The organism is Streptomyces sp. NPDC051183 (genome assembly GCF_040682455.1).
GTDB lineage: Bacteria > Actinomycetota > Actinomycetes > Streptomycetales > Streptomycetaceae > Streptomyces.
On sequence record NZ_JBFBBA010000072.1, the window covers coordinates 1 to 20,938 of the forward strand.

The following is a 20,938-nucleotide window of genomic DNA, read 5'->3' on the forward strand; positions in this document are numbered from 1 at the left end:
GCTGCGGTCGTTGGTGATGCCGCCGGCTATCTGGCCGACGGGCTGCCAGCCGTTCGCGCCGGCCGGGTCGCCGCCGTGGTTGAGATAGACGTTGACCGCGCCGTTGTCGGCGACGGTGATGTAGTCGGGGCGCTTGTCCCCGTCGTAGTCGCCCCAGCGCACGCGCTCGCTGCCACCGGCCTCGTTGGACGCCGCGGACACGACCCCCACCGACGGCTCAGGCCGTGACAGAAGGGCCGCGACCTTGGTGCGCAGCGCGTCCATCTTGGAGTACAGGTTGGCGCCCGGACACAGGGTCTGGTTGACGTCTCTATGCCCGATGATGGTCTTGACGGTCAGGATCGAGCCCGGCGGGTTCGGGTTTCCGGTGCCGCCCCCTGAAGTGAGCTGGGTCTGGCCCAGCGGATCGCGGCCGTATTGGCGGAACTTCCAGGCAAGGGTTGCCGCCAGGCCGTCGATCATCTCGTCGGTGGGCTGGGGATTGGGCCCGGATCCGGAGACGTTGGGTTCGAAGTTGCCCAAAGTGGCAACACCCAAGGTGTCGGTGTTGAAGCCTGCCGCATGGCCGCCGAGGATGGCCTTGGGGTCATCGCCCTGGGCGTCAGGGCTGGCCGCGATGCTGCCCCGGCGCCCCTCCCATGTGTTCCCGAACTTGTCGACGACGAAGTTGTACGGAAAGTCTCCGTAGCCCTGTTGCGAGATCATGTAGGTGTAGATCATCCGCATCATGCCCGGAACGTCGTCAGCCGTGTACGTGTTGTTGTCGACCGTGTGGTGAACTATCGCGGCCTTCACCGTGCCGGTCTTCTTGTAGCCGGGATCCGCCAGGCTCTCGTCCGCGTTCCAGTCGGACCGCGCCTTGAGCTTCACACCGGTCTCGGCCGGCGACAGGCGGACGCCGCTCGTCCCCTGCTTTGACATGGACGCCTGCGCACGGCTCGCCACGGCCTGCCGGTCGGCCGACGTCACGTTGGCTGCGAGCAGGGCGAGACTGAGGTCGGCGGGCAGAGCCTTGCCCTTGCCCTTGCCGTTGATGCGCAGCTGTATGCCGTCCGACGCGCTCGTGAAGTATGGATCGGTGCCGTCCCTCTTGGCACCGGAACCGTCGGGGTCGGCCTCCGCAGACGGTACGGAAACCCAGTCCTGCCACTTGCCGTTCTGACGGAAGCGGGCCTCGATCTTCATGCCGTCGGCGCGGTCGTCGGACTGCTTCCAAGTGAGGCCTACGAGCCGGAAGGCCCGTACGTTGATTTCTGCAGTGACGAGCGCCTCGGAGGTCCTGGTCGCACGCCGCAGCTCGGCCGATTCAGTGCCGCTCTTGTCGGTGAGCTCAACTCGCTGAACGGAAACATCCGAGTTGCCCACTGCCGGGCCGGCCCAGGCCACGGGCAAGGTTCCTGCGGTCACTGCCAGACACGTCAGTGAGACGCCGACTGTCGACCTAACAATTCTGCTCACGCATACTCCATTTCGAATGACTCTGCCCTGCGCCGGGCGTTGTAAAGGCGGGCTTCAGAGGGGGCGCGCCGACAATAAACCTACCCGCCGCCCTGTCCGCCTCAGGCACCGAACCGGGGGCGCCGACGTGCACGTTCAGCGCCTTCCGTCGGTGGTGAGGTGGCGGCGCAGGAAGGCCGTGATGTGGGCGGCCGTGGCCCGGCGTTGGGCCGTTTCGGTCTGCTGGGGGGGCGTACGGGGAGCCGCTGCGGCCGGTGCACTGGCCGGGGTGGGCAGCGTCGTCGTGGGCTGCCACCTGGCCGCTCAGCGGCGACCACTGGGTGTTGAAGTAGTTGTGGTTCGCGCCCGGCATCTCCAGCTGCTGGAACCCGGCGGTGCTCCTCGCGGTCGCTTTGGCTGCGAACGTGAGCGCCTCGGTGCCGACTTGGCCGTCGCAGGTGCCGAGGACCACGGCCAGGGGCGTCTTGGTGATCTCGTACGCGGCCGTGTCCTCGGTCATGACGTTGTAGGCGGGGGCCAGTGCCATGACCGCCTTGACCTCGAAGCCCTCGGGCCACTGGGCGCGGTGGCGGTCGGCGGCCTGCCACGTCGCCCCCGCGCCGCTGCGCGAGTGGCTCAGGGTGGCGACCCTGTGCAGGTCGACGCGATGGCGGAAGTCGACGCGCCGGGGCTTGCCCGACTTGGCGTCCCGGAACGCCCCGGTGAGAGCGCTGCGGCCTGAGGTGGTGAGCTGCTGCCACAGGGCGAGGTGTCTGTTGATCAGGTCGGCCCGTGCGGAGGTGTCGTCGTCGCCGAAGACCTCGGCGGCGTTGATGCCGTTGGCGCTGGGGGAGACCACGACGAAGCCGCGGCCGGCAAGTTCCTCGGCGAGGTAGTCGTAGCCGCGGTTGCTGGGGATGGGGGGCGTGCCGGGGGCGCAGGGCCAGCTGAACAGCTTCTGGCCGGCGGCGGCGTACGCGTCCCAGTCCCCGGCCCGTTCCGCTGCGGACCGGGCCGCTGCCGCGGCCGGGTCGGCGCAGGTCTCGTGCCAGCCGTGCAGCAGGACGACGAGGGGCCGCGGGGTGGCGCGGAGGTCCTTCGGGTAGTGCACGGTCGCGGCGAGCTCGACCGGGGCACCGGTTCCCGGCAGCCGGTAGGCGCGCTCGCCGAGGTCGTAGGTGACGGTGGCGACACCCCGCGTCCCGCGGGCGTCGGAGGCGGCAGCGGACGCGGACACGGGGCCGGCCGCCATGGCGTGCGTCAGGATGAGGGCCGCGGTGGCGGCGGCGAGCGTGCAGGTCCGCAGCGGGCGGCGGCGAGCAGCGGCGGGCGCGTCGTCGTGCTTCAAGGAGGTGCTCCAGGGGCGGGTCGGTAGCGAACGCAGGACAGGTGGTTCCACTGCGCCAGACGCCCGACCGCGCCCGGGGTTGCCGCCCGGCGCCGCCCGGATTGCAGTGCGACGCCCGGCCGCCGGGATCAGGGGTTGTGCCTGACGGTCTGCCGGATCCAGTCCGCGCACGCGGGCGCGCTGGTGTAGACGCCCGGGTCGGCAGCGCACGGGACACCGGGGGGCACCAGGGCGCCCGGACCCGAGGCCACTCCGATGAAGCTCCCACCACCCGTGGCGCCCTTCTGGAGCTGCGGCCCGCCAAAGTCCCCGAAGCACGCCATGGCCGCCGGCACGCGGCTGATCGTGCACAGCCGGGTCCGGACCGCGTGGGTGGGGCGCATTGGTCCTCGGCGCCTGGCGTAACTGGAGCTCCCGCAGGGCTCGGTCTAGCAGCGGGCCCGAACCCCAGCCAGACAGGTGCGGGCCCGCTGCGCGGATGGGATCAATTCGGGCAGGCGTCCTGCGAGCGTGTCGTGGGTGCCGGGCAGCGACACCCGCGCGAGGGAGGTGCCGCCGTCCATGGACTTCATCCAGTCCTGCCGGAGGGGGGCCGGCTTGAGGGAGTAGTAGGCGTCGGCGTTGACCGACCCGGCTGCTGTGGCGGGGGCCGTCGCGGAGACCAGCGAGCCCGCGGCGATGCAGCCCGCGGCCAGCTGGGCCACCAGGCGGTGCCGGCGTCGTGGACTGACGCGGGATCCGTGGCGAGAGGGGTGGGACATGCGACTCCTGTACCGGGCCGTAACTGAAAGGGGCTGCTGCCGCTACCGGCTGTGCCAGTGGGGCTGCGCAGCGGGGGATGAGTGCGGTGGAGTCAGGAGCGTTGGTCCCGCGTCGTCCGTCGCGTGGGCGGGTTCGCCCGGTCGTCGGGCGGATTCCGCTCTGCCCTGTCCCGTGCTCTTCCGCCGCTGCACGGCCAGTCCATCACCGGGTATGGGGCCATCACCACGAAGTAGTACCGGCAGAAGTAGGCTCCTGCCTACTTCTGCCGGTCGGCCGGCGCCGGACCCCTCGGCGTCCTGCGCGGGCGCGTCCATCGTCGCTGCTGTCGACATCCGGGATTCGTGAATCGGGGGCCGCTACCCCGCCTGCTTGACGCAGGTCCGGTCCTTCGCCGGCAGCTTGCCGGTGGCCAGGTACCGATTGACCTGGTCGTCCACGCACGCGTTGCCGTAGCGCCCGAAGAGGGCGTGCCGGTTGGCGCCCTCGAGGGTGACCAGCCTGGAGCTCGGCAGCTGCTTGTGGAGCTCGACGCTTCCCTTGTACGTCGTACGCGGGTCACCGGTGGCGGCGACGATCAGTGCAGGGGCATCGCGCCGCACCCGGGTGGGCTCTTCGCGCGGCGAGTCCCAGAAGGCGCACGGGTTGATGTTGTTGGTCAGAGCGCCGAACAGCGGGTGCGCGGTGCGGTTGCGCTCGATGTCCCGCCAGTAGAGCTCGGGATCGCGCGCGGCGGCCACGTCCCCGCAGATGACGGCGGTCTGCGCGCCGGTGGGCTCGCCCTCACCGCGCAGCACGTACCGGAGCTCCGGGACGAGCATCGGCGGCACCGTCGCCGGCCGGCCCTCCGCGGCTTTGGCCAGTACGGAAACCAGCTCGCCGAACGACGCCCGCGCCGCGGCGGTGTCGTCCGCGATGCCCGAGAAGAGGAGGAGCGGCACCTGGCTGTCGTCGATCCGGAAGGCATCGGCGCCGGCGCCGATGGTCAGCGGACCGCGCGCGGCCGCCGCGACGATGCGGTCGACGGCGGCGAGCACTTCGGCGCGGCTGCGGCCGAGGCCGTAGGTGTCGTGGTGCTCCGCGGCCCAGGCCGTCCAGTCGGACAGCGCCTTCTCGTTCTCGCGCTCCGTGCCCTTCAGCAGCCGGGGGCGGTAGTCGCTCGGGTTGATCGCCCCGTCCAGCACCATCCGGTCGTGGCGGCCGGGGAACATCTGCGTGTAGACCGTGCCCAGGTAAGTGCCGTACGAGTAGCCCAGGAAGGAGATCTTCCGCTCGCCGAGCGTGCCGCGGATGACGTCCATGTCTCGGGCAGTGTTGCGGGTGGTGATGTGCGGGAGCACCGCGGCGTCGGTGGCCCGGCACTTGTCGGCCAGGCTCTTCTGCAGGGCGACCTGGCGGTCGAAGCCCGCCCGGCCGGTGCCGGCCGACAGCCAGGTCATGCCGACGGGCAAGCCGCAGTCCAGCGCGGTGCTGCGCCCGATGAAGCGCGGGTCGAAGCCGACGATGTCGTAGCGCGCGCCGACCTCCTTCATCGACGCGCGGGCCTGCGGCGGGGACTGGAGCGCGGGACCGCCCGGACCGCCGTTGTTGAGGAGGATCGCGCCGATGCGGTGGCGGGTGTCGGTGGCCTTGAGCCGGGAGATCGCCACGGTGATCGTGCGCCCCCGGGGGTCGGCGTAGTCCAGGGGCACGGTCACGTCCGCGCACTGCACGCCTGCCCGGTCCAGATCGCGGCCCGTGGTGTCGTCGGGGCCCTTGATACAGCTGCCCCAGCCGAGGTGCTGGCGGTAGTACCGGTCCAGTCCGGCCCGGGAGTTGTCCTGGGCGGGGGCCTCGGCGGCCGTGGCCAGGACGGGGGAGGAGGTGAGGCAGGCGGCGAGGGTGAGACCCACGGCCAAGGCGCGGCGTGCGGCGGGGCTGACAGTGGTCACGGGGTCTCCTTGAGCATCGTCCGCTTCGTGTGATCGCATGCCCCGAGGCTAGGAACCCGCCCTGGTACGGCACATCGCCCAAGGGCACGAGGACCCCGGTCCCGTCCACCCCCGGTCCGGGACCTGCGGCCCGGTCCGGCCTCCTCCTCCGGGAGGAGACCGCAGGCGGAGCTGCGCTGAGGGCCGTCCCGGCCACGCGCCCGCCGTAGGGGGAGATCGCCGCACTGGCATGCTGTCAGGAGTTCTTCGGCTCCAGAATCGAGACGACCCTGTGTCTGACTCCCAGATCCTCTTGCTCTTCGCGTCGGTCTTCACCGCCGCGGGGTCGGTCATCGGCGTCGTCGCCTCCCTCAAGATCCGCCGCGTCCGGTTCCTGCTGAGGGAGGGCAGTACTGCGCGGGGCGTGGTGACCCGTCTTGAGGAGACGCTGTTCAGCCGCCTCGCCACCAGTTCCATATCGACGGACCCGGCAGTCAAACGCTGATGGCGGGTCCGGCGTCCTCCCTCTCAGGACCGGGGGTGGCCTGTCCCAGGCCCCGTCGGATCGCGATCTCCACGGGTGAGTACGCGGCGTCGGCCCGCTCCAGTTCAAACGGCGCGGCGGGCATCAGAGGCGGCTGGGCCATGAAGCGCGGCCGCACCCCGTGGTGCGGCTGTGCCGCGTGGACCAGGAACGGATGGCACAGAAAGACGTCACCTGGGGAACCGGTGGCGAGGGCGAGCGGCCTGTGGGCGGATGCCGCTACGAGATCCGGCGCGATGGCCAGGCCGCTCGCGCCCTCCTCCCCGTACGGCTCCAACACCTTCGGCACGTCGAGGTGGGAGCCGACCCGGATCCGAGTCGGGGCGTCGTCTTCCCCGACCTCGCTGAACAGAAACAGCATCAGCAGGGCCCGGCCGCGTGAGCGGAGATTGGTGAAGGGCCAGGTCTCACCCTCCACCGCGTAGCTGCCCTCGATGTGCCAGCCCGCGTCGTCGGGCTCCTCCTCGTGCGGGAAGCGCAGCGGGAAGGTGCCGAGCGAGTAGCGCGGCTCCCAGCGCCCGGCGCCGACCAGCAGGTCGTACGCCCGGTGCAGCGCCGGGGAGTTGGGTCCGGCGGCGAACGGTCCCTGTGCCATTCCGCCGACCCAGTGCACGGGCTGTGTCCACGTCTCCGGGTCGTCCGGGTCGCAGCCCGTCTCCCGCCACAGCAGCCGCGTGCAGCTCTCGGCCACGCGGGGCGCGACGGCGCCCTCCAGCTTGACGAAGCCGTCGCGGAGGAAGCGGGATACCAAGGTCGTGTCGTCCATGCCCCCATCGTGCGGCGCTGCCCGTCCCGGTCACCCGACACTTGCCGCACCGCTTTTCTCGGGTGCGGCGTGAAGGGTCGCGTCTGATTGAATCGATGGTCGGGATCTTGGAGGCAAGCGTGCTGGAGCGGCTCAATCAGGCCATGGAGCACATCGAGCGGCAGCTCGACAGTTCCGTCGACGTAGGTGAGCTGGCGCGGGTCGCGGCCACCTCGGAGTACCACCTGCGGCGGATGTTCTCGGCGCTCGCCGGGATGCCGCTGTCGGAGTACATCAGGCGCCGGCGGCTGACCGTCGCGGGCGCGGAGGTACTGGCCGGTGAGCGGACGCTGCTGGAGATCGCGGTGCGATACGGCTACGGCTCGGGCGAGGCATTCGCGCGGGCGTTCCGCACGGTGCACGGCGTCGGCCCCGGCGAGGCGCGGCGCACCGGCGCGGCGCTCAGCTCCCAGCCACGGATGACCTTCCGCCTCATCGTCGACGGGCGCAGCAGCATGCGCTACCGCGTCGTGCACAAGCCGGAGTTCAGCGTCGTCGGGGCGAAGGCCCGAGTGCTGCTCGTGCACGCGGGGCCGAACCAGGCGATCATCGACTTCGTCCGCGGGATCGGCGACCAGACAAGGGAGCTGCTGGAGAAGCTGACCGACCAGGATCCGCACGGCATCCTCGCGGTCTGTGACGACCTGGATCCCAGCCGGGCGGAGGGCACCGATCTCGACTACTACCACGGGGTCGTCACCTCGGCGTCCGCGCCGGAGGGCATGGCCACGCTGCAGGTGCCGGCCGGGACATGGGCGGTCTTCACCTCCTCGGGGCCGGCGCCGGAGGCGATTCAGGTGCTGTGGCGGGATGTGTTCACCGAGTGGTTCCCATCGAACCCGTACCGGAGCCGTCCCGGGCCGGAGATCCTCCGTGCACGGATGTCGGCGGACGGCAGGCATGCGGATGCCGAGCTGTGGCTGCCGGTGGAACGGGAGGCCGATTGATTCTGGAACCCCTCCCTGGCCCTGTTCGCCGGGGGCCGGCGTGCCGCTCCGGGTGAGAAGGCGGACAGGCACCTTGAGCCGGGACGCGATAGTTGGAACCGGGGTGGTGTGCTGACCTGGCGGTTCTGACCTTGCGGGACACGTTTGTTGGAACCATCTGGTCACGCTTCTTGCAACCTGCGGTGAATTGCCATTCATGTTGGAACCAGTTTCGAACATTCCGGGCTCGCAGCGTCCGTGGCCGCTCTCCTGAGAGGCATGGAACCGAGCGAGCGCGTACGCAGGGCAGCGGGTGCGGCAGGGGCGACAGCAGTTCAGCCCTTGTGGTCACACCGCGCCGCCTGGGACGAACTTCTCGTCCCGGTCTCCGTAGAGGCCGGCCGGGTCGGCCTGGGCCTGTGCGAGGGCTGGACCGGGCGGTGGACGGTGACGTGGAAGACCGGCGGCGGTCAGGTGTCCTGTCCGGTGCGGGACCTCGTCCGGACGCCGATGGTGGACGGTGATCCGATCCGCTGCTTCTCCTGGCAGCGGGACCAGCGCCATCGGCCCGGCCTGCAGTTCCTCGTCAGTACTGGCCGCCACCACGGTGCCGAGAGCCTGGAGGAGGCCCGACTGCTGCTTGCGCTGGACTTCGCTGGGGACCTGATCGACGTCGTCTCACAGCCGATGAGGCTGCGGTTCGACACCGCGGACAAGCGCCGGAGCCACACACCGGACTTCCTCGCGGTGACCCGGCAAGGAGTCTGGCTTATCGACGTGCGCCCGGAAGCGCTGATCGAGGAGAAGGACCGGGAGTCCTTCGCCGCGGCGGCCGAGGTCGCCCTGGCCTGCGGTTGGCACTACACGGTGGCCGCCCGCTGGGGTGACCACATCTGCTCGACCCTGGACGCGCTCTCCTCGCAGCGGCGACCGTTGTCCGACCCGCTGGGGCTGCGGCCTGCACTGCTGGAGTCCGCGCGGCAGGGTCTTACGTTCGGCGCACTTGCCGGCACAGCGACCTACGAGCCCCTGGCCCGGGCTCAGCTGCTGCACCTGCTCTGGCATCGGCGACTGGGGGTCGACCTGGCCGAGCCGCTGGCCGACCGCTCGGTCGTGGTGGTGGCTCCGGGAGCGGTGGCATGAGGGCGGCGAGGGCGGTGCTGGACCTCGCGCCTGGGGCCGGGTGGTGCTGGACGGCACCGAGTGGACGGTCGAGCGGCGTGAGCCGCACCTGGGCCGCGTCCAACTCGTCGCCGCCGACGGTGTCCGTCAGCGGGTGAGCTTCCGGTCTCTGGTCAACCACCCGGGTTGCCGGCCGTCTTCGCGAACGGAGGCCACCGGTGCCGATCGGGGGCGCCAGTCCAAGACCGTCGAAGATCTTAAGGAGGAGCGGCTGGCGCTCGTAGAGCTGAGGATGACCCATCTCCTGGAGGTGGCGACCGGGTTCCGCAGCGGCGATCCGCTGCGGCCGGGGCCGGGCGAGCCGAAACCCGAGTACGACCCGGACACCACGACGCTGACGGGCCGTCGGCGGGCGAAGGCGGCCGAGCTCGCCGCCCTAGACCGGCAGCAGGCGAGGCTGCTGGGGCTGGACGCCGTCAGCGTCCACACCCTGATCCGGTGGGAGACAGGGCGCCGAAAGTTCGGGTTGATCGGGTGCGCGGACGACCGCTGGCTTCGGGAGAGCGGCGGGCATCGGACGGTGACGGAGGAGGTGCGGGAGGCGATCCTCGCGGTCCGCGAGGAGACCCTGCGCAGTGCGAAGGTCTCGATGCGCACGAAGGACCGCATGATCCGCCAGTACGTCCGCGAGACCTTCGACGCGAAGGACCCGGATACCGGCGAGGCGCCCGAAACAGCGACAGAGGTGCCGAGCTACCGAACGCTCTGCCGGGTCTGGAAGGAGTGGTTCGGCGCCAGCGGTGCACGTCAGCGCTATGCGCGGTCCGCAGAGCTGCCGATGAAGAACGGGCACGTGGTGGTCCACCGGCCGGGCCAAGTCGTCGCGCTGGACACCACGGTCCTGCCGGTCATGGTCCGCGACGGCGTCTTCGGCGATCCGGTCAAGCCCCACCTGACGATCGCCCTCGACACCTACACGCATTCGCTGGTCGCGTTCCGACTCACGCTGGTCTCCGACACCTCGGTGGACGTCGCGATGCTGCTGCGGGACGTGATGATGCCGCTGCCGATGCGCGCGGACTGGGGCGACGAGCTGGAGTGGCCCTACCCGGGCCTGCCCGCGGCCGTGGTCTCGGAGTTCGCCGGGCACAAGGTCGCGGGCCTGCCGTTCCTCACCCCGGAGACGGTGACCACCGACCACGGGTCCGCCTATCGCAACCACCACCTGGTCGAAGTTCAGCGCGTGCTCGGCTGCAACATCCTTCCCTCACGTGTCCTTCGCCCGCAGGACAAGGCCGCCTGCGAGCGAGCTGTCGGCAGCTACTGTTCGAACTGCTCACCGGCTAAACCGGGTGTCTCAGCCGAGACTGTCAGAGAGGGTCCAGCCGCCGGCCCTGGTTCCGGTGAGCCTGACCCTGCCCTCGGCCCTGAGGCCACCCGCGTTGAGGACAGTGCCGAGGCTGAGGCTGGGTGCGTTGAGCGCATCGCCTTGTGGGTTGTGCAGCCGGGCATCCTCGAGATCGAGGGCGCAAGACACCTGGGCCGACTCCAGCACGACTCCGCCTTGTGCCACCAGGCGCGGGGCACTGATGTTGCCCTCGACGTGGGCGGACCCCAGCCGGATCGGGCCGGAGGCCCGGCAGTCGGCGAGTAGGAGGTCGCCCTCGACGCGCAGGCCCGGCGCAGTGAGCGCGGGCAGCCTGGACGCCCGCAAGTCCAGCTGACGTACGCGCGCTCCGCTCAGATCGGGCGTGTCCTCGAAGTCGCAGGCCACGAGCCGGATCGGATGCGGGATCTCGGCGTAGGCGAGATCGAGTTGTCCGGTGACAGTCACGCCGCTCAGGCGCAGCGCGGGAATCTCGCCGTTCTCGGCCGGGCCGGAGAGCAACAGTGCGCGCAGCACCGCAGCACGTACGGATGGCCCCGCGACCTCCGGAAGGTCCGGGGCCCCGTGCTCCTGGCGCGCGTCCACCGCTTCGCCCCGTGCAAAGGCATGCCGGATGCGGGATTCGAGAGGGGTCAGGTCAGCGATTTCCACATGCGGGACGCTACATCCGTCGGCTGCGAGGTCCCCCAGCGGGCTCATGACTGCACTTGGGTTCTACCGGCGTCCTCGCGATTTTGGAGACCGCGCGCGTCGAGCTCTGCGCTACGGCTCCGCCCGCTCGGCATCCTAGACCGGCCGGTCGTTCTCACTGTGCCCACTCCACCCCTGGTTCGGCGAGCGCGCGGAGCTGGTCGGCGTCGGGCCGGTCGCGGCGGGCGCGCTGGTTGGCGAGCCGCTTCCGCTGTTCGTCGTTGAGACGGTTCCGGTCTCGTTGCTGGGTGGCTGTGCAGTGGCCGATGTCCTCGCCGCAGCACTTCTCGTCATCTGGTGGCGTGCTCCCGACTGCGGGCCGACCCCGACTGTTCCAGCTCCGCTCCGGCGATGGGGCTGGCGGTAGGCCGGGGTACGTCCTGGGCTCGGCATTGGCTATGTCACGCGCTTCTTCGGTCGGGGCCGGGCGTCGAGGAGTGCCCACCAGGCGTGGCCGTCGTGGTCGGTGTGGGCGCCGCAGGCGTCCACGGTGCGCAGCACCGCCACCTCGGCTGGGACCTGCCCCGCATCGTCTTGTTTGCCTTGTTCGCCGGTCTGGTGGTTGAGGACCATGACGAGGATCTTGGCGTCCTGGTCGGCGAGGTGGACGCTGACGCGCTTCCCGCCGGCCGCCACGGCCGCGTGGACCAAGCCGTGGACCGCCTTGAGGAAGTCGTGCTCGTCCAGCAGCGGGTAATCCCATTCGGCGACTGCCAGCGCAGACTGTGCGGCGGCCTTCTTCGCCGCCCACTGGTCCGCACGGAGCGCCAGCACTCTCGCCCGCCGGCTGGTGACGACCAGCCGGGGCGGCACCCCGGTGAGCGACTTCGGCTTCGTCGCCGGCTGTGGCCGCGGCGGCTCCACCGGCTTCTTCTGCGGCGGCGGCGACTTCGGAGGAAAACTCGGCGGAACCTTCGGACCTCTTGCTTCCACAACCTCGCTCATACCCCACCACGCTACGCCGGTTGACCGCCGCAGCGCACCGGCATCGACCACAGCGGTTGACGCCGTAGCCGTGCGGGGTTCCCGCTCGGGCCGCGATCGCGGGGAGTGGGAGCCCGGAGTCGTGGTCGGCCGTGCGGGTCGGCTGGATCGCGTTGGAGACGGTCGCGGCCACTCGCGGCACTAGGGCCTGTGTGATGTCGTGATCATTCGGTGGTCTTGATCAGGTCGTCGATCCAGATCATTGCGGCGCGGAGGTGGAGGCCGGCGAGGTAGCTGTCCGGTGTCTTGTCGTATCGGGTGGCGATGCCTCGCCAGGCCTTCAGCTTGTTGATCAGGCGCTCGACCGTGTTCCGTTCCTTGTAGAGGTCGGCGTCGTGGCTGACGGGCCGGCCGCCTCGTGCGCCCTTCTTCTTGCGGTTGGCGGTCTGGTCCCTCTTTTCCGGGATGACGGCCTTGATTCCGCGTCTGCGCAGGTAGGCGCGGTTGCCGCGGGACGAGTAGGCCTTGTCCGCGGCGACCGCGTCGGGCCGGGTGCGTGGACGGCCGACGGGCAGGCGGACCTTCACTTTCGCGAGCACGGGGATGAACTGAGGGCTGTCCCCGGCCTGTCCGGCGGTCAGGACCAGCGCGAGCGGACGGCACTTGTGGTCTGCGGCAAGGTGGATTTTGCTGGTCAGGCCGCCCCGGGACCTGGCGAGCAGGGCTTCCTTCAGGCGGAGCTTGTGTCTGCGTCGGATGGAGCGGCGCTCGGCCTGTCCGTTCTGTTCCTGCGGTCCGCCCCTTTTTGCCGGGCTGCTTCCTGCTCCTGCACGGCTTCTTCCAGGGCCTCCATGAGGTGCTTGCTGACGCGCATCCCCGCAGCGTCGTGGTGGGCGCGAACCGTTGTGGAGTCCACGCTGACCAGCGACAAGTCCGTTCTGCCCACCCGGGCACCCTCAGCGATCAGGCCTTCCAGCAGGGCGGTGAAGACACCGGCGTCCCGCCAGACGCGAAAGCGTCCGTAGACGGTGGCCCAGGGCCCGAACTCGGCAGGCATCTCCCGCCACTGGCCGCTGGACCGAAACCGCCAGATCACCCCCTCGAACTGCTCCCGCAACCGCTCCGGATACGGCCGTACCTGCCGATCGGCAGGTACGGCTCGATGAACTTCCACTGAGCGGTGTGCATCGTGAAGTTGCAGGTCACGGGTCTGGTGTGAATGGGCGTTGGGGTGCTCGTGCTGGTCGGGGGCGGATGACTCCCGGCAAGATCATCGGTCATCGGGCAACTTCCTTGTCGGTGCGGGCCTTGCTGGTCCTCACCAACAAGGAAGTTGCCCGATGACCGATGATCTTGTCGCTGGACTGCCACCCCGGACCTGGCCGAGCGTCCCGACGCCTACGCACACCAGCCCACCAAACATCAACAACCCCGTGGGCATGGGCGGCGGCCAGCGCAAGAAGCTGTCCCGCGCCGAACGGCAGAACAACGGTCCGCACCGCAACCTCGACCGCCGGGGTGCCGCCGACCAGAAGGCGGAGCTGGTGCGCAAGATGCGCAAGAAGGCAGCCGCGGCTGAGGGCGCCGAGCAGGCGAGTGTTTTCGGCGCGGTGAACGAGAGCCATGTGGGCGGTGGTTTTGGGAGCCGCTTTGGTCCGTCTGTGCAGGCGATGGACTGCGGTGCAGGTTCATGATCGGCGGCGAGAATGGGAGCCACCCTGATCGAGTGACGTGTGGGTGGGAGTGTCTGCGGTAGCGGCGGCGGTATGGGCCAGTACTTTGATGGCCTGGGCCCTTCCGGCCCGTGTCCCTGACAGGCGCGGTGCGGACGGGCCCGCCTATTTGATGTCGAGTCGGCTTACCAGGAACTGCTTCAGGCGTTGTCAGCCGTGGATGGGATGATCCCCGCGGCGGGCGTGAGCACGCCGGTATCTGGCTCGGGGGCTCGAATGGACACGTGGCAGGACCTCATAGCGCTGGTGAACGCGCGTTTGGAGGCCGCAAGGCCCAGTGAACGCGGCGTTTTCGCCGCGGGCGTTGCTGAGCGTCTGATGGGGTGGCACGAGGCTCTGCCGGAGGATGAACAGGCAGCCTTCACTCTGGGTCTGCGACCGCTCCTGAACTCGGTGTGGGAGGGCGTCCTCGGCGATCCGGAGGTGTATACCGCCGTCAACCGCGGCCTGGCGGAGTACATGCTCAGCGACTACTGCCACAACGACCGCCTGGTGGGACCTGACGATGCGTACGAGCCGGCCGCTGCCGCGACCCTCAATGCCGCGTATGCGTATCTCTTCGGGTGCACCGACTTCGCAGTCTGGGCCAGTCGCCGGGCCATCGATGATCAGCACCTCGAGTACCTCGCCGGCGCCGGGCTCGAAGACGGAGACTTCCTCGACACCGACAAGGCACTGATCGACGAGCTCAAGCGCCAGCTGCGGGACCTCGACCTCATCGCCGCGCGTTCGACGGAACTGCGCCACGCCCATTTCGGACTACCCATCCTCACGTCTGTCCGGCTCCGCGTGGAACTGCGTACTCCTCTGTCCCGCCGTGGCTGACCAGGAGAACTTCCCCGTCACCCGCGTCGTTCGGCTTCGGTGATGCGGAAGCGGTAGGACTCGGTACCGGTCTGGATAAGGGTGCAGCGGAAGGTGATCCGGTCGGCGATGGCCGCGCAGAGCCGCGGGTCGCCGAAGGTCTTGTCCCACTCGGCGAACGGGGAGTTCGTGGCTACGGCAGTCGCCTTGCATTCCTCACGCTCGGTGAAAATCTGGAACAGGAGCTTGGCGCCCTTCTTGTCCAGGTTGAGATACCCGAACTCGTCCAGGCAGAGAAGATCGACCTTGCTGTAACGGGCGATCACCGACGACAGACGGCGGCCCGCTTCCGCCTCGGCCAGCTCGTTCACCAGCGCGGAGGTGCTGGTGTAGCGGACGGACAGGCCGGCCTCGGCGATCGCCGTACCGACCCCGATCAGCAGGTGGGACTTGCCGGTGCCCGAGTCCCCGATCAGGACGAGCGGGCGGCCCTGCTGGACCCAGGACGGGGACTTGAGATCGGCTACGACCTCGGGGCTGACGTTGGGGTTCTTCTCGTAGTCGAAGTCTTCGAGCCGCTTGGGGCGGGGGAACCGGGCGGCGCGGACGAGCCGCTGCTGGCGGCGGACATCCCGGTCGGCGATTTCGACCTGGAGCAGGTCCAAGAGGAACTGCTTGTAGGTGGCCTGCTCCCGGCGGGCAGCGGTGGCCAGTTCCACGAACCGTTCCCGGAAGGCCGGCAGCCGCAGGTCCCGGCAGGCCTCGTCGATCAACGCGTCCTCGGGATCGCCCGGCAGTGGCATCCGCCGGGCCGGAACCTGATCGGTTGCCTCTTCGGTCTGGGTGGCGGTCATGCGCTCGTGCCCTTCCTCGTGGTGGTCGTGTTCTTCACCGGCATCAGCAGCCGGTCGTACTTGGACATGTCCGGCAGCGCGGAGCGGGCATCGGAGGGCAGCCGCCGGGCGTTCAGGGAGATCACCTTCGCCCCCGCATCTGCCCGATCCCCCGACTCCTGGTCGGCGGTCTCGTCGTCCGCCGTGCCGCCGTGGGGGTGGAGGTCGGTCTCCTCGGTGTCCTCGATCGCTTTGCGGGCTTCGATCGCGACGAGATCCGTGCTGATCGAGCCGATCCTCACGACCGTGGCCATCCCGGCGATCACCGCGTGAGCGGGCAGCTGACGGTGCAGCAGCAAGACCTCGATCAGCTGCCGGGTTCCTTCCCGGTCCCCGCACTTCTGCTTCGCCGCGGCCCAGAACGCCTCATGGGTCTTGGTGAAGCCGCCCTCGGCCCGCGCCTGCGCGAGCGCGGAGGCGCCTGCGAAAGCGCCGGGCTTGACCAGCAGGATCTCCAGGTAGTGATCAAGGATGTCGTGGAAGGTGTAGCGGCGAGTCAGCCGGGGATGGCGGGCCACGACGTGACGGCCGTCGTAGATCCACAGCTCGTTCGCCCGCAGCTTCACCCGTACCTTCAGGCCGATGAACTTCGCCGGGACCGAGTAGTAGCACTGGCGGACGGTGACCCGGCCATTGCGGTGGACCACCGGGGTCAGGTCGATCCCGCAGTCGTAGCCGTCTGTGGGCAGCGGCCGCAGCAGGGGCCGTTCCTGCTCGAAGTCGAAGCCGATCGAGGTCGGTCGGCCGTGGACATGCCGTGCGTCCTCGGCTGCGTCGATCGCCGCAAGCCGCTCGTTCAGTTCGGCCAGCGACTCGATATCGGGCGGCGGGACCAGGTGCTTGCGGCGGAACCTCCCACCTTCGTGTTCCACTCCGCCCTTCTCATGGGCGCCATCCTCACCAGGCGTGCAATAGAACGCCGAAAATCCATACCAAGATCGAAATGCGGCCCACCGAGCCGACTCGGTGCGTGAACGCCCGAACAGCACCTGCTTGACCGCGGGCTTGAGGTTGTCATACCGAATGTGGACCGATGGGACACCGCCCAGCGACTCGAACGCTTCCACGTGGCCTTCGAAGAACGCCTCCTGCGAAGCGGTCGCAAACACGCGGTGGACGGCCTTGCCGGAGTACGACATCCGCAGCGTGAACAGCACGCACTTGCGTCGCTGACCGGCCAGGTCCAGCCACACGTCGGCGAAGTCGACCTCCGCCTCCTCGCCCGGAATCTTGGACTGAGGCACCGTCCCGTCGAGGTGCCGGCGGCCTTCCTTGGCCTCCAATATCAGTCCCGGACGGCGTTTACGCACGTAGTCCCGCACGGTCGAGTACGCCGCGAGCTCGAAGTCGTGCTCGGCCGCCAGACGCTCCCGGACCCGGTCGATGGTGTGCTTCTGCTTCGCGGGGGCCACCAGATCCGAGCGCAGCATCGCGTCGATAAAGCCCTTCACCGGCTCCAGCACGCTCTCGCGTGGCGGCGGCTTCTTCCGCTTCGCCGGCACCGGACACACAAGTGCCTTCGCCACCGTGTTCCGCGACACGCGGTACCGCTGAGCCAGCACCCGACCCGACACCGTCGGATCGAGCCGCTTGTCCCGGCGGATCCGCTCAAAGATCCACTCACGCGACCTGTACACACCGGTCTCCTGACATGACCGTGATCAACAAGCACAGAGTGTGAGCGGCCAAACAGCCCAAGCGAGTCATTACGCCAACAGCGGCATGTCACACACCATCACACCGGGTGGCTCCCAAACTCACCGCCCAAACCAGTGGCTCTCGAAAGCCCCGCCGCACTGGCCCTCCTGCAACCCGCTGAAAACAAGGCGAGCGACGACACCGCACAGAGCTGACGCACCGCCGCCGCAGGGCGGCACCGCACGGGGCAGCCAAAGATTCAGCAGCTCAGTCACCGCCACTATCCCGAGCTACACCAGCAGCGTCACCACCAGCGCTCCGTACCCAGCCCCGGCGACACCGCCAGGAAGAGCGCGCCGAGCGTCGCCACCCCCTCAGCCGGCGAGGACTGCTGCGCGGTCAATCACCCTCTGCTCACCCCGCCCGGTCCGCTGGAGCACACGATCCGCAGCAGCACCGGGAGCTGGATGCCCTGGCCCAGCCCGGCCGGCAGCAGGCTGGAGGTTCGGCGTGCCATTTACCCGCCCCCGGCGCGCACCGAAGGTGCGCTGAGTCGCTGACCTGAAAACCTCCACCCGGTCCGTGTGAACGATTCCGCTCAAGTGGCGGGAGGTCTTCCTCCCGCCGGGTCTCGGGTCCCGTTAGTTCGGGTCAAAGCCGAGGGCGTGCAGGATGCCGAGGTTGGCGATCAGGAGTCCGCCGTCAACGGGCAGGGTGGCGCCGGTGGTCCATGAGGCCTCTGTTGAGGCGAGGAACAGACAGGCGGCGGCGATGTCGGCGGGTTCGCCGATGCGCCCTAGCGGGTAATGGGCGGCGACCATATCCAGGTCGGGTTTGCGGCTGTCCCAGTAGGGGGTGCGCACGGTGCCGGCGGCGATCAGGTTGCAGCGTACGCCCCTGTGCGCGTATTCGCCTGCCAGGCTGCGCGTCAGGCTGGCCAGGCCGGCTTTGGCGGCGCTATAGGCGGGGGCGCCCAGGAAGTGCTCGCCGTTGACAGAGCCGATGTTGACGATCGCGCCGCGGCCGGAGGCGATCAGGTGCGGCATGGCCGCGCGGGCGCAGCGGACCGCGCCGAGCAGAGTGGTGTCCAGGTCCCGCAACCATACCTCGTCGCTCTGGCCAGCGGGCTGTGTCGGGCTGGCGTGCGCGGCGTTGTTGACCAGCACGTCAAGCCGGCCGAACTCGGTTACTGCGTGGATGATCGCCTCGCGTACGGATTCGTCGCTGGTGACGTCACATTCGAGGGAGAGTGCGCCGGTGCGCTCGGCGGTTTGTGCCGCGTGTTGCTCGTCCTTGTCGGCGATGAGGACGCGTGCGCCTTCGGCGACGAACTGTTCGGCGATCCGCGCGCCGATACCGCGGGCGGCTCCGGTGACCACCACCGAATAGCCGTCGAACCGTCTCATCGGCGCTCCAGCCGGTAGGCGGACAAGCGCTGGTAGTGGCGCGAGCATTCGTCGACGATCGCCGCGTACTTTCGCGGCACCTGCACGTCGGCGGGGTCAGCCTGGGAAAAGAATCCGGTCGAGTTCTGCACGGAGACGTACCAGGGGTCGCCGAGCTCGGGGTCGGTCGTGCGGCGTCCGGCAGGCCAGCGCAGCATCCGTTCGTCGAAGTCGACCTCCAGCGACGCGCACATCGCCTGCAGGTACGTCGCCGGGTGACGCGCCAGGTCGCCGGCGTCCACCACGAGCGGCGTCGACCCGGTACGTGCGCGGATGTGGTCGAACAGTTCGGCCAGCTGTGCATAGCCCAGATCGGCAGCCGTGAAGCAGGTCCTGATCCGGCTGTACGAGCGGACGACCAAGCGTGGGTCGCGGATCAGGAAGCAATTCGTGACGCGATCCATCCACTCCCGGGGTACCTCGCTCGACAGGTGCAGCGCGTGGTGCTTCTGGTACCAGATCGCCTTGCCGTCAGGGATCGGTCCCTCCAGGCACCGCACGATCGTGGGCCAGTCGTGCGGCATGAACCGTTCGCGGCCGGGCCGGGTGGGTCCGCGGCGGGTGATGTAGTAGCCGAAGAACGGCTCGTCGGCCACAGCAGTGTCCGAGCGGCTCTCCCACGCGCGGGCCAGCACCGTCGACAGTGCGCGCGGCCCCGACCACACTGCGATTCGTCGCTCCTGCGCCATAATGTTCAGCCTGTGCGACGACTGAACTGCCGTCAAGATGAAGCGGGGCGATCGATGGACAAGCGCTCGGCGGGTACTGTCGGCGTCGTCATTCCGGCCCGCGACGGCGAGCTGGTCATCGACCAGGCACTCGCCAGCCTTGCCGCACAAGACGTTCCCGTGGACGAGGTCGTCGTCGTGGACGACGGTTCCACCGACCACACGGCCCGACGGGCGCGGACGTGGCGGGCACGTCTGCCGCTGACCGTGCTGAGCTATCCTCACCCCGCCGGCATCGGTGTGGCCCGCCACCGTGGGATCGGCGCGTTGCGCACCGACCTGGTCATGCAACTGGATGCCGACGACGCCTTACTCCCGCGGCACACCCGTCTGATGCGCGAGGCGTACGCGGCCCGGCCCGGCTTGATCAGTCCGCGGCCGCTGGTGTGGGACGGCGGCGAGCGCGCCTGCGTCCCGACGTATCTGAAGAACGCCTACCCGCAGGCGGGAGACCAGTTGGCACAGCTGCTGGTGCACTGCTACGTGGTGGTCGGCGCCCTGTACAGCCGGCGTGTCTACGAACAGGTGGGCGGGTACCGGGCCTGCCGCTTCGCCGAGGACTGGGACCTGTGGCTGCGGATGGTCGCAGGCAGCGTCTTCGTCACCAAACTGCCCGAACCGACTTACCTGTACCGGGTCCACGCCTCGTACTCCGCCGGGTTCGACATCCGGCAAGCCCAGGTCGAGCCGCTGGAGAGGTTCCTCACCGACTGCCGCGACCCGCACTACCGGGCGATCGCCAAGCTGTCCATCCTGCAGCGGATCGGAGCAGCGTACCTGGAGCGCTTCGCCCGGCTGGACCCGGCGCGCTACCGGCCGGTCCTGCGTGATCTGGCGATCGGCGATCCGGTCGAAATCGTGGCCGATCCCGACCTCGGCCTGATCGTCCACGGCCCCAGCGGACTGTGGGTGATCGCCGAGCAGGCCAGGCGGGCGCGTGTGCTTTTCCACCGCCGCCACACAGCCGGCCCTGACTACATAGAGGACGAGAGTCTGCGGCTGCGGTGGAGTTCGCTGCGGGAGACCGGATTGGCCGCCTTCGGCCTCACCAACGCAGGAACACTGCGGTAGCGTCGTCCATGTGCTTGTCTCGGCGGTCTTCGCGGGCCTGTGGCGGTTCGGACCGCTCGGCCGCGTGCCGGGCTGAATCCGGCCGGGTACCGGCCACCCAGAAGCCGCCAGGGATGTTGCGCTGCGCGGGTGTCATGCCAGCGTTGCGGTCATCGGTGACCACCCGCACGCCGTCAACGGTGTCCAGGACCACGACGCAGTCGCACAGCACCAGGACATCAAGCTGTCCGCTGTGCTCGCGCACCATCGCGACCGTGGCCGATGGGCTTGCGGGATTGTCCAGATCACAGGTGCCGGAGTGCGCCGCACACGTGGCTTCGATCGCGGCAGCCAGCAGCTCCGCCAGCGGCGCGCGCCTGGACCGCGCCTTGAAGAAGATCGCCCGAACGGGTGGCGGAGTCGTACTGCTGGACGGCTCGGTGATACGCACCCGTCGGCGCACCGGGGCCGAGAACCGCAAGAACTACTCGGGCAAGAACAAATGCCATGGCCTGCTCGTGATCGCGCTCACCGATGACCGGGGCCGACTGCTGTGGGTCTCCGCGGCCCGGCCCGGGCGGACCTCGGAGATCACCGCCTGCCGCCACGACAAACTCACCGCCCAGCTCCGCGCGGCCGGCCTCGGAGCCATCGCCGACCTGGGCTTCGTCGGCCTCGACGACAGCGGCCCGGACGACGGCCCGGCGGTGATCACCGGCTACAAGGCCGCCCGGAACCGGCCCCTGACCCGTGGCCAGAAGCTGTCCAACAAGGCCCTGGCCGCAGTGCGCGCCC

Annotated in this window: 20 protein-coding genes and 1 pseudogene; 8 read left to right on the forward strand and 13 right to left on the reverse strand. The window is 69.4% G+C overall.

Annotated elements, in window-relative coordinates; all coding sequences use genetic code 11:
- From AB0M99_RS35520 to AB0M99_RS35540, 5 genes are all read right to left on the reverse strand, one after another.
- Nucleotides 1-1,386, reverse strand: a 1,386-nt coding sequence (locus AB0M99_RS35520; protein ID WP_365927999.1) for an N-acetylmuramoyl-L-alanine amidase, incomplete at its 3' end; no start/stop codon positions are given.
- Nucleotides 1,387-1,441: 55 nt separating this feature from the next.
- Nucleotides 1,442-2,785, reverse strand: coding sequence for an alpha/beta hydrolase (locus AB0M99_RS35525; protein WP_365928001.1), 1,344 nt, complete (start codon nucleotides 2,783-2,785; stop codon nucleotides 1,442-1,444).
- Nucleotides 2,786-2,913: 128 nt separating this feature from the next.
- Nucleotides 2,914-3,168, reverse strand: coding sequence for a hypothetical protein (locus AB0M99_RS35530; protein ID WP_365928003.1), 255 nt, complete (start codon nucleotides 3,166-3,168; stop codon nucleotides 2,914-2,916).
- 45 nt (nucleotides 3,169-3,213) lie between these two features.
- A complete protein-coding gene (locus tag AB0M99_RS35535; protein ID WP_365928005.1) occupies nucleotides 3,214-3,546 on the reverse strand; it encodes a hypothetical protein in 333 nt (110 codons plus the stop codon).
- A gap of 357 nt (nucleotides 3,547-3,903) precedes the next feature.
- Nucleotides 3,904-5,475, reverse strand: coding sequence for an alpha/beta hydrolase (locus AB0M99_RS35540; protein ID WP_365928007.1), 1,572 nt, complete (start codon nucleotides 5,473-5,475; stop codon nucleotides 3,904-3,906).
- Nucleotides 5,476-5,746: 271 nt separating this feature from the next.
- On the opposite strand from AB0M99_RS35540, the gene AB0M99_RS35545 reads away from it, so the two are divergent.
- Nucleotides 5,747-5,959 carry a hypothetical protein gene (locus tag AB0M99_RS35545; RefSeq protein WP_365928009.1) on the forward strand — a complete coding sequence of 71 codons (213 nt, stop codon included), beginning with the start codon at nucleotides 5,747-5,749 and terminating at the stop codon, nucleotides 5,957-5,959.
- On the opposite strand, the gene AB0M99_RS35550 is transcribed toward AB0M99_RS35545, so the two are convergent.
- A complete protein-coding gene (locus AB0M99_RS35550) occupies nucleotides 5,949-6,764 on the reverse strand; it encodes a phytanoyl-CoA dioxygenase family protein (protein WP_365928011.1) in 816 nt (271 codons plus the stop codon). The two genes, AB0M99_RS35545 and AB0M99_RS35550, sit on opposite strands and share 11 nt — an antisense overlap.
- A gap of 119 nt (nucleotides 6,765-6,883) precedes the next feature.
- Here AB0M99_RS35550 and AB0M99_RS35555 point away from each other — a divergent pair, with 119 nt between their 5' ends.
- The 3 genes from AB0M99_RS35555 (at nucleotide 6,884) to AB0M99_RS35565 (ending at nucleotide 10,505) form a co-directional block, all read left to right on the forward strand.
- The gene (locus AB0M99_RS35555) at nucleotides 6,884-7,750 is read left to right on the forward strand and encodes an AraC family transcriptional regulator (protein ID WP_365928033.1); all 867 of its coding nucleotides are present in this window, start codon (nucleotides 6,884-6,886) and stop codon (nucleotides 7,748-7,750) included.
- A 321-nt stretch (nucleotides 7,751-8,071) separates the two neighbouring features.
- Complete coding sequence (locus tag AB0M99_RS35560) at nucleotides 8,072-8,872, forward strand: TnsA-like heteromeric transposase endonuclease subunit (protein ID WP_365928013.1); 801 nt, start codon at nucleotides 8,072-8,074, stop codon at nucleotides 8,870-8,872.
- Between the two features lie 43 nt (nucleotides 8,873-8,915).
- Nucleotides 8,916-10,505 carry a hypothetical protein gene (locus AB0M99_RS35565; protein WP_365928015.1) on the forward strand — a complete coding sequence of 530 codons (1,590 nt, stop codon included), beginning with the start codon at nucleotides 8,916-8,918 and terminating at the stop codon, nucleotides 10,503-10,505.
- Between the two features lie 819 nt (nucleotides 10,506-11,324).
- Here the strand turns inward: AB0M99_RS35565 and AB0M99_RS35570 are convergent.
- Both AB0M99_RS35570 and AB0M99_RS35575 read right to left on the reverse strand, forming a co-directional pair.
- Nucleotides 11,325-11,873, reverse strand: a complete 549-nt coding sequence (locus tag AB0M99_RS35570) for a hypothetical protein (protein WP_365928017.1) — start codon at nucleotides 11,871-11,873, stop codon at nucleotides 11,325-11,327.
- Between the two features lie 203 nt (nucleotides 11,874-12,076).
- Nucleotides 12,077-13,040: pseudogene (locus tag AB0M99_RS35575) on the reverse strand (IS5 family transposase).
- A 176-nt stretch (nucleotides 13,041-13,216) separates the two neighbouring features.
- Here AB0M99_RS35575 and AB0M99_RS35580 point away from each other — a divergent pair.
- Both AB0M99_RS35580 and AB0M99_RS35585 read left to right on the forward strand, forming a co-directional pair.
- Nucleotides 13,217-13,546, forward strand: a complete 330-nt coding sequence (locus AB0M99_RS35580) for a DUF6243 family protein (RefSeq protein ID WP_365928035.1) — start codon at nucleotides 13,217-13,219, stop codon at nucleotides 13,544-13,546.
- A 255-nt stretch (nucleotides 13,547-13,801) separates the two neighbouring features.
- Complete coding sequence (locus AB0M99_RS35585) at nucleotides 13,802-14,410, forward strand: hypothetical protein (protein ID WP_365928019.1); 609 nt, start codon at nucleotides 13,802-13,804, stop codon at nucleotides 14,408-14,410.
- Nucleotides 14,411-14,427: 17 nt separating this feature from the next.
- Here AB0M99_RS35585 and istB read toward each other — a convergent pair whose 3' ends face one another.
- The 4 genes from istB to AB0M99_RS35605 form a co-directional block, all read right to left on the reverse strand.
- Nucleotides 14,428-15,243, reverse strand: a complete 816-nt coding sequence (gene istB, locus AB0M99_RS35590) for an IS21-like element helper ATPase IstB (RefSeq protein ID WP_365928021.1) — start codon at nucleotides 15,241-15,243, stop codon at nucleotides 14,428-14,430.
- Complete coding sequence (istA, locus tag AB0M99_RS35595; RefSeq protein ID WP_365928037.1) at nucleotides 15,240-16,898, reverse strand: IS21 family transposase; 1,659 nt, start codon at nucleotides 16,896-16,898, stop codon at nucleotides 15,240-15,242. The genes istB and istA overlap by 4 nt, the downstream gene beginning before the upstream one ends.
- Before the next feature lie 663 nt (nucleotides 16,899-17,561).
- Nucleotides 17,562-18,326, reverse strand: a complete 765-nt coding sequence (locus tag AB0M99_RS35600; RefSeq protein WP_365928023.1) for an SDR family oxidoreductase — start codon at nucleotides 18,324-18,326, stop codon at nucleotides 17,562-17,564.
- Complete coding sequence (locus AB0M99_RS35605) at nucleotides 18,323-19,054, reverse strand: hypothetical protein (protein ID WP_365928025.1); 732 nt, start codon at nucleotides 19,052-19,054, stop codon at nucleotides 18,323-18,325. The genes AB0M99_RS35600 and AB0M99_RS35605 overlap by 4 nt, the downstream gene beginning before the upstream one ends.
- Before the next feature lie 54 nt (nucleotides 19,055-19,108).
- On the opposite strand from AB0M99_RS35605, the gene AB0M99_RS35610 reads away from it, so the two are divergent.
- A complete protein-coding gene (locus AB0M99_RS35610) occupies nucleotides 19,109-20,164 on the forward strand; it encodes a glycosyltransferase family A protein (RefSeq protein WP_365928027.1) in 1,056 nt (351 codons plus the stop codon).
- On the opposite strand, the gene AB0M99_RS35615 is transcribed toward AB0M99_RS35610, so the two are convergent.
- Nucleotides 20,139-20,594 carry a hypothetical protein gene (locus tag AB0M99_RS35615; protein ID WP_365928029.1) on the reverse strand — a complete coding sequence of 152 codons (456 nt, stop codon included), beginning with the start codon at nucleotides 20,592-20,594 and terminating at the stop codon, nucleotides 20,139-20,141. The genes AB0M99_RS35610 and AB0M99_RS35615 overlap by 26 nt on opposite strands.
- On the opposite strand from AB0M99_RS35615, the gene AB0M99_RS35620 reads away from it, so the two are divergent.
- A partial coding sequence (locus AB0M99_RS35620) for a transposase family protein (protein ID WP_365928031.1) occupies nucleotides 20,584-20,938 on the forward strand: 355 nt, incomplete at its 3' end. The two genes, AB0M99_RS35615 and AB0M99_RS35620, sit on opposite strands and share 11 nt — an antisense overlap.